Genomic DNA, 14,787 nt, shown 5'->3' with positions numbered 1-14,787 from the left:
ATGACGAAACGAACGGCACATCTTGTATTGCTCCTAGCCGCGTTGACGGCGTGCCAAGGTTCCATTCTAAGCAACACGAATGCCAACGGCAGCGCGGACAAAGAACTTCAAGATCAAGACATTTCTTATTCACGTCTATCGCTACGACGATTAACACGCACCGAGATCAAGAATACTTTGATAGATCTAACCGGCATCGACATTGGCCAAGACATTGATCTACTTCCTTCGGAAGCCTTTGATCCCTTCGACAACGATGCCGAGAGCCAACGCGCATCATCAGCACTAGTCGAAGGTATACGTATATTGGCGCAACGACTTAGCATTCAGATCCTCGATAACCCGGACAGCAAGCAAAAGGTAGTAGGTTGCGAGCCAGCGGCAACAGACGATGAAACATGTTTCCGTCAGTTTATAGCTGATTTTGGCAGCCTCGTTCTTCGCCGCTCCGTAAGTGATGCAGAGATTCAAGAGTACTTGGTCCTTCTTGACTATGCACGTTCAAGCAACGATTTTTATGTAGCCGTCAATCTCGCCCTGGAAGCACTTTTTCAACAAATGGAATTTGTTTATCGCGTCGAAATCGGCGAACCCGTTTCTAGCAAGCCAGGGACCTTTCGTCTCAACGGATTTGAGATTGCAACACGCCTTTCTTATCTAATCTGGGGCTCGGCACCGGACAGCGAACTTCTGGAAACAGCCGCAGCGGGTAAACTTGATACTGCCGATCAAATTCGTGCTCAAGCCGAACGCATGCTTGGCGATGAAAAAAGCAAACGCAATCTTCAGAACTTCCATGCCATGTGGCTCGGTTATGCCGATACCGTGATGATGCCGGAGCTCGAACAAAGCATGCTCGAAGAAAGCAACGCCCTCATCAATCGCGTTGTTTTCGATGAACAACGCCCATGGACCGACCTGGTCACGCTGCAGGAAACATGGATCGATGCCCCACTTGCAGAGCACTACGGTCTCGCCTACGACAGCAGCGATTCGCGAGCTTGGATATCCACGGCCGGCTCAAAGCGTGCAGGCATCCTCGGGCAAGGCACTTTCCTATCGGTAGGTGGTCGAGGAGAAGATACATCGATTGTGCATCGCGGCATCGAAATACGTGAACGTTTGCTTTGTTCCGAGGTGCCGCCACCACCACCTAACTTTGACGTTGATAACGTACCCCCACCAGCTGAAAACGAATGTAAGAAAGATCATCTCATGGCTCATGCCACTGGTGGATGCGCTGGCTGCCACAGTCAGATAGATCCTATAGGGTATGGACTTGAGCAGTTCGGTGGTTTCGGTCAATACCGAGAAGCTGAAGCCAGCAAACCTCAATGCGCCATCGATGGCCAAGGAGAACTGATGAGCTATGGCAACTTCAATGGACCTGCCGAACTAGGACAGCTCCTCGCCGAGACACCAGACTTCGCAAGTTGCGCAGTCGAACAGTTCAGCCGCTTCGCTCTGGGCCGTGCACTTGATGATCAAGACAAAAGCACTCACGTGCAACTTGTGGATGCGATGGGCGCTCAAGGCGGACGCCTCGATCAACTTATCCTTGAATTGGTCTCACAAACAGCATTTCGCTTCCGAACCACTGAGTTCTAGGATCAGAATATGCATTTCTTCCTGGAATAACCAACGCCAAGTGGAACATAAATCGCTCACCGTGGGTTCAGCAGACCCCATGAAATTAGCAAGATCACACCACTACATTATCTTAGCCAACCACACATGCGCGCCATCGAAACCATAAGAGAAACTCAAAAATTGGCACTAACTATCAGCCCTGGCATATATTTTGCTTGTATATCTGGATATGTACCGAGGAAAAGCAGTTCTATTTAGCGCTATCAGCCTCTTGTTGAAAATCAGCTCGGGCTGTGTAGCAGCAGAAGACGATTTTGAGTCCTCGGATTCTGCAATCTTTTTTCAAGAGGATGCGGTTGTTAAATCCTTTGAATACCCAAACGCTTTTGGAGGAGTCTATTTCTACAAGTCTGCAGAAGACGCGATTCCCTACGAAGTAGTTGCCCCTGTGTATCTAGACGCCAAGTTTAGCGGAAGCATTGGACTGGGCACACCTCAACTCCACACTGAAGTTGTAGATGAAACTAGCCAGACCGTAGAAACATGGATTGCAAAGTACAACTTGTCATTCTCAGCACAAGCTATTGATCCAAATACGCTAAATCCTATCGACGACTCGCCGCCGACGCCCGCCTTTACATTTAGCTCGCACATAGAACTAGAGGATCACCTCATTTACACACAAGAAGAAAAACCTTATGGCTGGGTTTGGTCATGGACTTGGGACATCGAAGCAGAAATACTTCCTGCTGTCTTTTGTTCAGAGCAAAAAAGAGATGCTATATCGGCGTTTATACCTTATGGTTATAGAATCGACTGAGAAACAGGTCAAACGGTGAGCGTAATTGCCACCGTGATTGCAGGCAAAATAGCTCCACCAGCGCCTGGAATGTCCAGTAATGAATTTGTAAAGATTGAATCCAGCGCTATGTACATCCCAATGACAAGCATTGATACAAAAGAACATGTAAAGCTCAACTTGAGCTTCAATCAACGCTGGGAAAGTCTTGAGCCGCTGAACTTCCCTTATCCCTGAAATAACTACTCACATTGGCGTGTAGCCTGCCATATATCGGCGCCACCTTGTCCCCCTGCACGAAAACTGGTGAAAAGAAGGGTGAGCCCATCATCGCTGATATAGGGAACACCATCCGTGCTTGCACTGTTTACGTTTGGGACCAAACTAGGCGTCGAGAAAGTTCCATTCACGCTACTGCGTGATGCACTCCAAATATCGTCATCGCCCACTCCGCCTGCTCGACTGCTTCCAAAATAGATGGTGAGACCATCTTTTGAAAGCGCTGGAGCAAATCCACCCGCTATGCCATTGAGGCTATCAAGGGATGTGGGTGTCTGGAATGCTTCAGATGTACTACTCCGCGTGCTCTGCCACAGTTCAAAGTCACCTCCTTCATCGGAGGTGTACACGAGCAAAAGTCCATCTTCAGAAAGCCAGGGCGCTAGCTGGACTGAATTGGCATCGTTAATATTTGAAAAAATGGCATCGTTTACTGGAGCAAAATCACTTTGTAGATTCTGTCGCGCAGCGTGCACTATCGTGCCTTCCAGGCCCCAGGTTTGCCATGTATCATACAGAATCTCCAAACCAGAACCCCATAAAGTGGGACTTCCTTCCGTTGCATTCGCAGTGTTTAGAGCAGTAAGATTCGTCACAGACGAAAAACTACCACTGCTGGTCTGTCGAGTCGCCATCCAAAGATCACCATCGCCCAGAGTTCCGCTTCGCTCGCCTGCAAAGTACAAGATCAAGCCATCCGAGCTAAGAGCAGGGTCCCACTCTCCACCTGTAGTATTAACGCCTCCACCGATATTGATTGGCACAGAAAAAGGCCCGTAGTTGCAAACGCACACTCCGCCTGGACACATGCCGCTCTCGCAATCAGAAGCCAGACCACAATATTTCCCTAGCACGCAAGCAACACAACTTCCGCCACAATCAACGTCCGATTCATCGCCATTTTTTACACCATCGGCACACATTCCAGTAGAGCTACCAGAGTCATCGCCTGGCCCATTCGTATCACTGGATAGACTGCCATCCGGGTTGGTCCCCGCATCCGGCGTATTAACAACGATATCGAATGAATTGCATGCGCCTAGCACGACAAAACAAAGCAATAAACTCCGTACCCCCATCAGACTAGTATAGCTCAAATTTCGACAAGAAATAAGAAAGCCCAAAAGTATCCTGTCTAAACATACATGGCGCTACATCACACAATCGTGTTAACTTACCGTCATGTCGACATACGAATTTGCAGGGGGTTGTCATTGCGGCGCGGTTCGCTTCAAGGTTCGTACGACAGAAAAAACCGCATATGCTTGCAATTGTTCCCTGTGTCACAAAAAGGCTTTTCTTCACCTTATTGTTTCACAAGAACAGTTCACTCTGACATCAGGCCACGACCGTTTAAATCTCTATACTTTTAACACGCACACGGCAAAACATCTTTTTGCAAACGATGCGGAGTGCAATCCTTCTATGTCCCTCGCTCACATCCTGCGGGCTTTAGCGTCAACTTACGCTGCTTAGATAGCATTCAACTTGCAGAGTTTGATATTCAACCTTTTGATGGGCAAAATTGGGAATACAATGTCTCTCGCATTCAATAACTAGTTTACATTGGATTGTTTAGATTCTCGGAATGCGCCACCGCCCAATTTAGAGTCATATGCAAACGATAAGGCTGACACCCCACTAGATCAGTAGACGCAGTCACATCGAGGTATAGGATTCCACTAGCACTTCGTTTATCGCCATTGGGGCCAACGCAATAAAGAGTGCTCACCTCTCTTGTATCGCGCGTAGCACGCCCGACAAAAGAACAATCTTCATCAGCCGCTACTCTGGGTGGCCAGGAATCACAATTAAGTTTGCCTATTGAGCCAACTTCGCCGCACTCAAAATGATAATTCAGACTCAGAGTTGCATCCGCATTGTCTAATCCAAGGCGTTTTTCATCTTCATTGTTAGCGTTATCTTGTACAGCCTCGCCAATAATATCGAGGTCAACGTATGGGGCCCAAACAGCCACTCCATCTAAATCTTCAATCGTCAACGCATAAGAGTCCACGTCACCAGCACTAACTCTGCCATCATAACTAATTTTGTGAACCCAGTTCCAACGGTCGACATTCGTATAGTAATTATCAAGATTCACTACATCGGCGGCATCATCGCAACTCGTCTCATCTTGAACATTTCGCTCCACGGTTGGGTCTACATCAGCTTGACACGCAATACAGACCGTCAAACATACACCAAGACCAAGCGACTTAGTTTGCACGTACAACTTCTTCATACAACAACTCCCTTCCTGCTTCTTTGCGGTATCACACGAAGAGAAACTTTCAACACGAACAGTTAATTCGATGCGTAGTTGGTCTCGTGGAGCATTTGGTATCCCAGATCACTTCAGAGCGGGCATTGCTCTAAACCATATCGAATATCATTGACTAATTTGCTGGAACGATCCTTGCAATCCTAACGATTGATGACCCTGATCTCCGATTTTTTTATGCCCAAGCCCAGCCCGCTACGGCAAAAAAGCTTGGGCACAAAGTCGCGCTGGTTATGTTACTGCGCGCTTATTACGAGCGTATGCTGCACAAACGGTATCATCGGAAACTCAACACTGGAATCGGGATCAGCCGCTGGCAGCCATGCTGCAGGAGCAGCACAAAACAACGCAATGAGTGCCTCAACCGCCGCGCTTCAGACTGAAGTTAACGACAGTTGCAATATCTATTCAGATGCATCACTGGCCTTTCCCAGTGCAGAGGGATTCGGAAAGCACACTCTAGGTGGTCGCGGCGGTCGCGTTACATTTGTCACAAATACCGATAACGCCGGTGTTGGTAGTCTACGGGACGCGTTAGAATCCGATGGGCCACGTATCGTCATTTTTCGCGTCGGAGGACTGATTCAACTCGACTCTGCAATCAAGATAACAAACCCCTATATCACCGTGGCCGGTCAAACTGCCCCAGGTGGAGGCATCGCCCTTGCTAATGCAGGCATCGAAGTAAAAACACATGATGTTATTATTCGAGGGATTCGCTTTCGCATTGGGGATAACCCAAACGGTCCTCCTGGTGTTGATCGTGATGGCATTAAGATCTCATCTGGCAACAACGGAGGTCCTATATACAATGTGATCGTTGACCATTCATCGGTAAGTTGGGGCATCGATGAAAATATATCGACATGGGCCAAAACCGTGAGCGGGAGCACCGAAACCTTTCGTCAGTTGGATCATGTTACCATTCAGTGGAGCATTGTCGCTGAAGGTCTGTACAACAGCATCCATATTGATGAAGGAGATACCCAGCCTGGTCCCCACAGCATGGGGTTGTTGATCGGCGAAGGAACAGAAAGCATTTCGGTGCATCACAACCTTTTTGCTCACAACAACGATCGTAACCCTAACTTTAAAGGTGCACTTGGCGGAGAGTTCATCAACAACGTGGTTTACAATTGGGGCGATGGTCCCACGGTCACTGGCAGCTACCCCAACTCCCTTCATATTTTCGCGAACTACTATCGTTCAGGGACAGATTCTCGCCATGACATTTTTCGCTTTAGCGATACACCAGCGTCAAACACGAAATACTACCTCCTTGGTAACATACGTGACGATCCAAACAACGATGAGTACGATAGCAATTGGACCTTTATTAACGGCGATCAAAACCCAAGTGTGAATATGATGGTATTCGAACCATCCGGTGTTGCGCAAAGTGAAGCAGCATCGGCCTACGACGAAGTGCTGGCGTATGCCGGAGCCATTCATCCTTATCGTGACGCAGTGGATATTCGAGTCATTGATGACGTCCAACAGCTAACGGGTCAAATCATCGATTCACAATCCGACGTTGGTGGATGGCCAAGTTACCCCTCAGGAAATGCCCCAACCGACAACGATCAGGATGGCATGCCAGATGTATGGGAAGAAGCAATCGGCCTTGACCCCAACACTAATGATGCAGATACAGACCGCAACGGAGATGGCATCGCCAATATAGAAGAATACATCAACTGCATTTACCCTAACGGTTAGGCATTCATAAAACAATAGCGGCATGCTGTAGTTTAGACACAGTCAACAGCATTACCCCCACTACTAGAGTGTTTTTTGCAACACAATTGATCGAAATACCGCGCAGGACAAAGCGGAGAAACTGAAGCTGGAAAACTAACTAAAAATTCTACCGAACTTCAGTGACGATAAATCAGTGAAATATTTTTTCTAAGAAAAGCTTAAGTTCTTGCCAGCTTTTCTCATCGGCTGCTTTATCATAAGCCAAGGGAAGATTGTTTTCTTTGCCAAGCTCAGTCGCTTCGGGGTTAGTAAACGCGTGTTTAGCACCCGGATAGTTGATGAAGGTCAAATCAGCCTTAGCCTTTTTCATTTCATTTTTAAATTTCTTAACCAGGGCCGGAGGAACAAAAGGATCTGCTCCGCCGTTTTGAACTAATAGTTTGGCTTTAATCGTTCCACGCTTAGCCGGTGTGTTAGTATCAAGCGAACCATGAAAACTTGCTACCGCGTTGAGATCCGCCCCAACCCTGGCCATGTGAAGCACTACGCCAGCACCAAAACAATAACCGATGGCTGCAATCTTGTCGGGATCAACCGTATCGTGTGCCTTAAGCAATGAAAGCGCCGCATTGAAACGAACCTCACCCACATTGGCATCTTTCAGCACTTCGCCAACAAATTGTTTTGCAGTTTCAGGATGCGTAGTGTTTTTTCCTTCACCAAACATGTCGAGTGCTAGCGCGGTATAGCCCATTTCAGCAAGCATGCGAGCACGCTTACGCGCATAGTCATTGTGCCCCCACCATTCGTGCACGACGAGCACCCCAGGACGCTTATCTGCTTGATCGGCATTGTAAGCAAGATAGCCTTTAAGCGTCACGCCATCTGCTTGATAACTTACTTCTTCGCCCTGAATACCTGTCTTAGGCTGCTGCTCAACTGCAGCTTCTTGCCCCGAACTAGATTCCTGCCGGCTGGACGGTCTGCTTTGAGAAGAGCCACATCCAACAAACAAAATCATTCCAAGTAACGTAGCGCATCGATAAATTTGCAAAGACATGTCACTCCATATTGTGTTGTTCATACCAGCAGGACTACCTGAGAAACATGAATCCATGCAAGGGCAATCTAGGGCAGCTTTTGTCAAGGCTGGCTCCTCGTGGTATAAGCTGAGCTCAACGCTTGAGGTAGCAAAAGTGCAACAAATTGTGCACGGCACCGTTCCAAGCGTCAAAAAAAGCCTAAAAGGAGGCATTATGAAAAAAACACTAGTGGTAGTGGCGGCATCGGTCCTTTCTATCTTCAGTTGCTCGAAGAAAGAGCCAGAAAACATTAATGAAACCAGCCTCGAGCAGCAAGCCACTCAAATGAAAGAGCAGGCTGAAACGCAAGTCAACGCGATGAAAGATGAGTTTATTCAAACCAGCCGCGAGAAATTAAACAACCTGCGCTCAGACCTTCGAACATTGGAATCGCAAGCTGAGCTAAAGAAAGTAGAACTAAACGCGGAACTTGAGAAAGCAGAAAACTCAGTAGAGCAAGATCTCACTGCCATTGAAAAAAGTGCCGAATCCATTCAAGAGCAGAGCAAACAAAATATTGCAAATAGACTCAAAGAGCTGGAAGAGCTCATCGCCGCGCAAAGGGAAAAACTGGCAGAACAGTCTTAGAAGAACTTCGCGAAACATCTCGACGGCCCCTCATCGTAAACACGATGGGAGGCCTCGACTTGCGACCAATCATTTAGCTCGTGACCTTTCATTACCCTAAGAATGTCTTCGCCTCTCTACCAGGACATAGCCATGCCGAAAATTGGAATCCCTGTTGTAAAAAAAGAAGATAAGCCTCGAATTTCTGAACACTTTGGTAAAGCAAAGTGGGTCGTACTCTACGATACAGAACTCGGCAGCAAAGCGTTTTTCCGAAACAGCGGCCTCAATGGAAAAGCTGTTGTGGAAATTATGAAAACCAACCAATGCACTGATGCTATTTTTGCGTCGATAGGACAAGGCGCAACAAATCATCTTCATAACGCTGAAATACACGGATGGTACTCCGACGCCATCGAAGATGTTGAAAGCCTCATAGAAAAACTGAGTTGCAACGAACTACGACCCCTTAGATGAACAGCAGGACGAATAAAAGGTCGTTCATGGAAAAACAAGAGTATCGTATTGGTATCCGTCAAAAGCCGCCGAGACCAAAACCGATTTTATAGGGGATACAGCCGTTGAAACCCTTTCTGGCTCGGACGGTGACAATGAAGCGACCCACTTCAGATGGTGTTCCAATGCCTTCATCGATTTTGCAATCAGCGGCAACGTTTGCGTTTCGCTCGCGTTTGTTTTCGCTCACTAACGCATAACACTGTTTATTTTCAGGATCATAAGTGCCATCACAGGTGATTTCGCTATACACTTCACGGTCATCGTAAAAATCCGAATCGCATTCAAAAGCGACGTCGACGTCAAAGCTTTCTGGAACAGCTTGCGGCGTTTCCAGTTTCACAGCAAGCCTACTCAACCACCACCAGTTTTGATTATTGATCGAAACATAAATGGTATCCGCCTCATTCGGTCCAAGCATACCAAGAATTTTATCGGGGCTATCATTTATCAAAAGATTTCCGTCAAACGGTCCCCGCAAAACCGCATGCTCGTGGTATCTATCCTGAGCGCACTGTGTTGGGTCAAGCTCAAAATCAGGATCTTGATAGCAATACTCTTCTCCGCCTTGAGATGTGTCGATTGCAACAACGTCTACTTTGCCAAAATTTGGAATAAGGGTGTATGCCCAAGTAACTTCATCGCTGAATTGAACTTCAAGAGTCCAGGGCGCAGACTCCAAGTACCCAAAGTCTTCGCTCAACGTAAAATCTGTGATGTCTGGATCATAGCCCGCAGCCTTTGTGAAAGGACGATGATGAAAGCGTAGAATGCTTTCGAAGATACCGGGACGATCGACGAGACCATAGTTGTTGACACGAATGGATTCAAGCATCAGCATGTTCGCATACTGGATCGCGTGGCCCCACTCTTTAGCGCTATTGCACTCGGCATCGGAGCCAATGCTAGCGGACTTGTGGTCTTCAAGGTCCACCATTTCACTCGCACAAGCAGCCAATAAAACGATTCCAAGACAAAAGCATGAAGTAAAGCGCATGAGTTCAAATAGAGAGCAAGAAACGTACCATCTAATTAAGGCAATGATCTCGACACATGGTGGAGACAGTTGTGGACAGAAGATAGGTGTGTTCACGTAGGAAACTGGGGCTTAGGTGTCTAGTAAAGTCCCTGGATTTACTTTTTCAGCAACCGTATGCGACCCCAAAAACAGAAAGCCCTTTGTTGCTGTCCAAAGATCGTTTTGCTAGCTTGCTTTCATGGCAGTACGATGCTTGTTCTTTTTGCTTATTACTTTGAGCGCGTGTAGCAGCAACGAAAGCGATACAGTCTCATCCACAGCGCCCCAAACTACAGGCCATGAAGAAACAGAAAGTTCACCAAGTACAGCTGTAAGGGTGATTCGAACCACCGTACCTATCCCTGTTCCCCAGCCCGCCGTTGCGCGTGAAGAGCTTACGGAAATGTTGCAAATAGCATGGACGATGGTTGAAAAAGCCATTGCGATTCGCCCGCCAGAGCCACCCCAAGACACAAGTCAGGATTCAGTAAAGCAGTGGGCGCAAGGACCGTTCACCGATTGGTTTGAACAGCGCAAGGTTGCAGTGAGCTTGGCTGTTGCTGCACTCGATGAGGTTGCCGAAGCCGCATCGGACAAAGCAGCTAAACAAGAGGAACGCATCATGATTGAAGGCGCAGTCGCAGCAGCATTAGCCGGTTATCTTTTTGAAGACACTCTCGGCGGATTGAGCGGAGCGCCCATACCAAGTGAAGTTGCATCCGACGAGGAGCTACTGCAAGTCTATGGCTCGACCCTAAACAACATGATTCGGCCTTATGCTATGCAAGCGGCTGGATCCTATGTTTTTTGTGTCCAATCGTTTGCCAAAATCGCAGCAGCAGACTGGTCCGATTGGGCGGGCTACTGCACGCAGCGCGCAATGAAGTTGCAAGCGCTTACAAAATCCGACCTGAAAAAGGGAATGCATCAACATCACCTTCATTTCGGAATGCTGAAAAATCGAGCCTCGCTAAATAATTCGATGAAAACAAAAAAGACGACCCGTTGATCTCGGTAATAGCTTCCTTGAGAAGTGTTGCGAGTGTTCGCAATTTACCGCAGTCCCCGGACTTAAAATTTGAGGCGCAGGCTGTTTTGGATGTGCTTTTGCCATTCGGAATCGACGTCGGCTTGTTTGGCGAACTTGGGCCAATGGCTCGCAGCATCGATAACTTCATCCAAAATCTGCTCTGCTCTGCCGCGTTTTAGGCCCGCGTGATTGCCAATGGCTTTGAAATCGCTACGCTCGAAATGATCGCGTTTTTCGTTCAGCGACATTTGATGTTGTGCGGTCCAGGCGCCGGTGGGATCGTAGCTAAATGTCAGATCGAAGGCAGGAGACAAGGACCACGTTCCGGTTTTGTCCATTAGAAAGGCGATGTTTTTGACGTGATCGTCCTGGTTACGGGCCACGACATTGAAACACATGCGGCGAAACTGCTCTTCCTGGCTGTCCATGTTAAGCCCAAGACGCCTTAGCACCATGAACACTTGCTCGTAGGAATGAGCGCCGGCGCGATTGAAATCGTAGTGAGCGAGCGCGCACAGCGATTGCATGTGAAGTTTTCCGCCGGAGTCCAAGCGATCAAAACGTTTGGTCATAAAATGCCGCCGGCCATGTTCCTCAAGCAGTCTGCACGGGCTCATCTGAATGCCAGCTGCCTTGGCCATCTGGTGATAGGCATATTCGATAGCGCCAAACCCCACCGGATCATCGAGTTCTTTGTCGCGGTTGCGGCGAACCCCATCAAACTTTAAAATCCAATATTCAAAACCGCCTTGTGCAGGCAACTGTCCTGAGCGCACTTCATTTGTGCGCGGGTTCCAGGCAATCAAGGCTTTGGCCCGGGCGCCGCCAGCTGAGCTTCCCACAAGCAACATGTCCTTAAGAGCCTGCTCTTTGCTGTCTTCGGAAAAAGAGACACGAAACGCCTCGCGTTTGCTAAGAATCTCACTTGCGAGCGCTACCAAAGCATCGACCTTTAAAGTGCGCGCTTCATTCTTGCTAGGGCCGATGGCAGGTTCAAATTCAAGCGCTCCAGTGCCGCGGCGACCCGTGTAACACAAGCGCTCTATTGCGTTAAAGCTTTCCTTGCTGCGTCCTTGCTGCGCGAGCCACACGTCAATGACTGCATTGCCAAACTTGTCGGGCAATGCATCGGCAAGCATTCCGGGCAATCCTAAAAAAGTGCCATGATCAAGTTCAGGAAAACGGTAGATTTGATGCGACAAGGGCATGGTAAGTGGCGCGATTTCGATGCCGCTTTGTGCAAAATCTTTGTCGTACTCAAAGGCTGCGGTGCGTTTACCGTCTTCAAGCAGCACAGCGCCGATGGTGCGTCCCCAGAGCTTAACGCGCGCAACGCTGCTCACCTGCCCTCGTCTGTATCGTCCCAAGTCCAGGGTTCGGTTTCAGGTTTTTGCGCTCGGCTGCCAGAGGCGCGTTTGCGTATCTTGCCGCGAAGCTTAAGTTGGGCCATGGGACTTGGCGCTGGTTTCGGAAAAAGCGAATCGAGTCTGCCAAGTAAACCAAGTACACGAAGCACGCGAAGCACGTTGCGCCACTGCGATGCTTGCCCGGCTTCGAGGCGCTCAAGTGTGCGTTTGGAGATACCAGCCTCGCGCGCAAGCTCAGCCTGGCTTTGATTGCGCCCTAAGCGAATGTGCGCCAGGCGCTCACCGAACTCTTTTAAAAGCGCTTGATCGCTGTTTTCTGAAGCAAATCCCATAAACTGCCTAATTCGACGATAAAACGTCCGATCATACATTTATTATGACATAATAGACGAGTTAATAAAAATACTACACATGTTCTAATTCGTCAAAATAGACGATAATATTTAATAATATATCTTTAAGCGTCAAAAATGACGATAAAAAAATTCTTGAATCGCAAATGCATGGGTTTATTGTCGTGACCCCCAGCCGCTTATTGAACCGTCTGGCTCTTAGGGAGCACTTTTGAAGAGCACCGCTAGTCCAGGTATTTTTTGTTGACCATGTCCATGAGAGCCACCATGTCTGCGGCTTCTTCGGGCGAGACAGACACCATGTCCAACTGTGGCCCAAAGTTTTTTCCCACGCTAGGCCCGTTGGCCTTGAGCGCTTGGCAAATAGGACAGTCACCGTCGTGATCTCCGATGGTTATCATCTGTGACTGCGGTGCACTTCTCCTATGTCGCGAAGTTTTGTGTTTCTTTTTACGAGCCATCACGCACCTCCTTTTGACCGCACCGTGCTGTCATGAGCTTCATCGGCCACTGGAAGGCAAAGTTGCGTGCAAGCCGCACACGTTTTCTTTTCCAGCTGGGATAAGCCGCGATGACTTCTGCAGGAGCAAACTCGTCATTGATCTCTCGTCCATTTTTTATCACTGCAAAAATCCACAAAGCATAAGCCTTTGCGCTATCATGTTCGTTTGACCGATCGAGGAGCTTCGTGCCAAACAAGTGGCACAGACCCCAACTTGTTTACAACATAGAATTAATTCACTGCAGAGGTTGCCGTACATTCAATGAGAAAGTCATTGCATGTCCCAAAGGCTTCATCACTGACGGCTTCAACGATATCGGCAGAGGTGAGTAACCTTCCGATTCGATTGTAAGTGGCTTGAGCAGCGTCTTCGGAATACCGCTCCATTTGAATAGCAATCCACAACCAAAGCATTGCCTCGGCCTGCGCCCAATCCCGAGTTGGTCCCACGCCTAAACCATAAAACACAGGATCAATCATTTCTGCCGTGTTAGGACCAATTACACTTAGTGAAGTTCCTGGCGAATTAACATCGGGGATACAATAAGCCAAACAGAGGTGAACAGGCAGGTTGGTGTAACGAGCAAGGATCGATTCCAAATTAATCTCGTCGTTGCTGGCATCATAAGCTCCTCCGATACTTCCCAATAGCTCATCACCTAGTTCAGCAGAGTTCATGAAAACAATTCTGTTTGGATCGTGAGATACCGTCGCAGAGGGGAAGCCCCAATCAAACTGCAAAGCTAACAATGCTCGTGAGATAGCAATGCTAAGTACGATGGTCAAAACGGTAGCGATTACAATATAGCCCACTGCCGCCGCAGACAAACTACCAACGCCAATACCTAGTATGGGATCTTGCGTACCGTCATTGATACGCTTTGAGCTATGACCGCTTTTGCCAAGAGTTTTCTTTTCGCCAATGTGATTTGATTTCCAATTTTCAAGTGAGGTCCAGTCTCCCCAAAAACCAACTTCAGCACTTTCGTTGAGTGCCACATTTAAATCGTTAAAAGCCTCAGCACTTAGGTTTGCATTGGCAATAGACGAAGCGTTTTTTGAAAACCAAGATCCTAAACGAACGCGGTACGCCAAGTCACCAGGATGATTCGATAGACTCCGGGTTTGCCAGTCACCTAGTTCGATATCGGAGCTTTCTCTTTGTTCGTTTAGAAATTCGACAAAACACCTATCACTCGCTTCACCAAACCATTCTGGCTTTACAAAATGCGCTGCATTTGAGATGTCGATATTGACGCGCGAGAGAAACCCTTCGGGAGTTTCAAAAAAATCGCGAGCTCCTTGTGCGCACAACTCGATCTTCTCAGGATCATCCGCATAGGCCGTTTCGATTTGTGTAATCAAAGCATCGAGAACGGAAATGCTTTCATAGACTGAAGCGCCCTGTTGTTGCTGCAGATCAGGGGTGCTGAGACATGCACTGGTAAAAAACAGCGCTAAAACAACCGAATATCCAAAGATGACATAGCTTCCAGAACGAAGAAAATTCATAGTCACAGATAGCATTGCAAAAGTCATGCCGAAATCCACCTGCTAAATACGGGGCTTTGGCGAGTAAAAGAACAAAAAAACGGTTTTCGCTGAGGAAGCGCAGACCCCATCAGCAGCAAGGAACTGAGGTATCCGCTCCCCAGACCACTAGCCTAAACCCCACGCACACCGTTGCCTAAGCCTGCAA

The 14,787-nt window shown here is 48.1% G+C and carries 16 protein-coding genes; 7 read left to right on the top strand and 9 right to left on the bottom strand.

Going from position 1 to position 14,787, the window contains the following annotated elements; translation table 11 throughout:
* The 3 genes from IPJ88_06445 (at nucleotide 1) to IPJ88_06435 (ending at nucleotide 2,626) form a co-directional block, all read left to right on the top strand.
* Nucleotides 1–1,608 carry a DUF1592 domain-containing protein gene (locus tag IPJ88_06445; protein QQR91360.1) on the top strand — a complete coding sequence of 536 codons (1,608 nt, stop codon included), beginning with the start codon at nucleotides 1–3 and terminating at the stop codon, nucleotides 1,606–1,608.
* Nucleotides 1,609–1,801: 193 nt separating this feature from the next.
* Nucleotides 1,802–2,410 (top strand): hypothetical protein, encoded by a 609-nt coding sequence (locus IPJ88_06440; protein ID QQR91359.1) that lies wholly within the window; start codon nucleotides 1,802–1,804, stop codon nucleotides 2,408–2,410.
* Between the two features lie 15 nt (nucleotides 2,411–2,425).
* Entirely contained in the window at nucleotides 2,426–2,626 is a 201-nt protein-coding gene (locus tag IPJ88_06435) for a hypothetical protein (GenBank protein ID QQR91358.1), read from the top strand.
* A 5-nt stretch (nucleotides 2,627–2,631) separates the two neighbouring features.
* Here IPJ88_06435 and IPJ88_06430 read toward each other — a convergent pair whose 3' ends face one another.
* Together IPJ88_06430 and IPJ88_06425 are read right to left on the bottom strand one after the other, a co-directional pair.
* Entirely contained in the window at nucleotides 2,632–3,747 is a 1,116-nt protein-coding gene (locus IPJ88_06430) for a PD40 domain-containing protein (GenBank protein QQR91357.1), read from the bottom strand.
* Between the two features lie 482 nt (nucleotides 3,748–4,229).
* On the bottom strand, nucleotides 4,230–4,913 hold the full coding sequence (locus tag IPJ88_06425) for a hypothetical protein (GenBank protein ID QQR91356.1): 684 nt from the start codon (nucleotides 4,911–4,913) through the stop codon (nucleotides 4,230–4,232).
* Nucleotides 4,914–5,303: 390 nt separating this feature from the next.
* On the opposite strand from IPJ88_06425, the gene IPJ88_06420 reads away from it, so the two are divergent.
* Complete coding sequence (locus IPJ88_06420) at nucleotides 5,304–6,671, top strand: hypothetical protein (GenBank protein QQR91355.1); 1,368 nt, start codon at nucleotides 5,304–5,306, stop codon at nucleotides 6,669–6,671.
* A gap of 172 nt (nucleotides 6,672–6,843) precedes the next feature.
* Here IPJ88_06420 and IPJ88_06415 read toward each other — a convergent pair whose 3' ends face one another.
* Nucleotides 6,844–7,674 carry a dienelactone hydrolase family protein gene (locus tag IPJ88_06415; GenBank protein QQR91354.1) on the bottom strand — a complete coding sequence of 277 codons (831 nt, stop codon included), beginning with the start codon at nucleotides 7,672–7,674 and terminating at the stop codon, nucleotides 6,844–6,846.
* A 235-nt stretch (nucleotides 7,675–7,909) separates the two neighbouring features.
* On the opposite strand from IPJ88_06415, the gene IPJ88_06410 reads away from it, so the two are divergent.
* Nucleotides 7,910–8,323, top strand: a complete 414-nt coding sequence (locus tag IPJ88_06410) for a hypothetical protein (GenBank protein ID QQR91353.1) — start codon at nucleotides 7,910–7,912, stop codon at nucleotides 8,321–8,323.
* Between the two features lie 132 nt (nucleotides 8,324–8,455).
* Nucleotides 8,456–8,779 carry a NifB/NifX family molybdenum-iron cluster-binding protein gene (locus tag IPJ88_06405; protein QQR91352.1) on the top strand — a complete coding sequence of 108 codons (324 nt, stop codon included), beginning with the start codon at nucleotides 8,456–8,458 and terminating at the stop codon, nucleotides 8,777–8,779.
* 58 nt (nucleotides 8,780–8,837) lie between these two features.
* Here IPJ88_06405 and IPJ88_06400 read toward each other — a convergent pair whose 3' ends face one another.
* Nucleotides 8,838–9,815 (bottom strand): hypothetical protein, encoded by a 978-nt coding sequence (locus IPJ88_06400; GenBank protein ID QQR91351.1) that lies wholly within the window; start codon nucleotides 9,813–9,815, stop codon nucleotides 8,838–8,840.
* A gap of 220 nt (nucleotides 9,816–10,035) precedes the next feature.
* Between IPJ88_06400 and IPJ88_06395 the strand changes: the two genes are divergently transcribed.
* Nucleotides 10,036–10,845, top strand: a complete 810-nt coding sequence (locus IPJ88_06395; GenBank protein ID QQR91350.1) for a hypothetical protein — start codon at nucleotides 10,036–10,038, stop codon at nucleotides 10,843–10,845.
* A gap of 62 nt (nucleotides 10,846–10,907) precedes the next feature.
* Here IPJ88_06395 and IPJ88_06390 read toward each other — a convergent pair whose 3' ends face one another.
* The 5 genes from IPJ88_06390 to IPJ88_06370 form a co-directional block, all read right to left on the bottom strand.
* On the bottom strand, nucleotides 10,908–12,209 hold the full coding sequence (locus IPJ88_06390; protein QQR91349.1) for a type II toxin-antitoxin system HipA family toxin: 1,302 nt from the start codon (nucleotides 12,207–12,209) through the stop codon (nucleotides 10,908–10,910).
* The gene (locus IPJ88_06385; protein ID QQR91348.1) at nucleotides 12,206–12,565 is read right to left on the bottom strand and encodes a helix-turn-helix transcriptional regulator; all 360 of its coding nucleotides are present in this window, start codon (nucleotides 12,563–12,565) and stop codon (nucleotides 12,206–12,208) included. Before IPJ88_06385 ends, IPJ88_06390 begins: the two co-directional genes overlap by 4 nt.
* Before the next feature lie 245 nt (nucleotides 12,566–12,810).
* Nucleotides 12,811–12,987, bottom strand: coding sequence for a hypothetical protein (locus IPJ88_06380; GenBank protein QQR91347.1), 177 nt, complete (start codon nucleotides 12,985–12,987; stop codon nucleotides 12,811–12,813).
* Between the two features lie 49 nt (nucleotides 12,988–13,036).
* Nucleotides 13,037–13,210 carry a hypothetical protein gene (locus IPJ88_06375; protein QQR91346.1) on the bottom strand — a complete coding sequence of 58 codons (174 nt, stop codon included), beginning with the start codon at nucleotides 13,208–13,210 and terminating at the stop codon, nucleotides 13,037–13,039.
* Nucleotides 13,211–13,319: 109 nt separating this feature from the next.
* On the bottom strand, nucleotides 13,320–14,627 hold the full coding sequence (locus tag IPJ88_06370; GenBank protein QQR91345.1) for a hypothetical protein: 1,308 nt from the start codon (nucleotides 14,625–14,627) through the stop codon (nucleotides 13,320–13,322).
* Between the last annotated feature and the right edge of the window lie 160 nt (nucleotides 14,628–14,787).

Source organism: Myxococcales bacterium, from assembly GCA_016699535.1.
In the GTDB taxonomy this organism is placed as follows: domain Bacteria; phylum Myxococcota_A; class Polyangia; order Polyangiales.
This window is presented reverse-complemented; position numbering and strand designations above follow the sequence as displayed.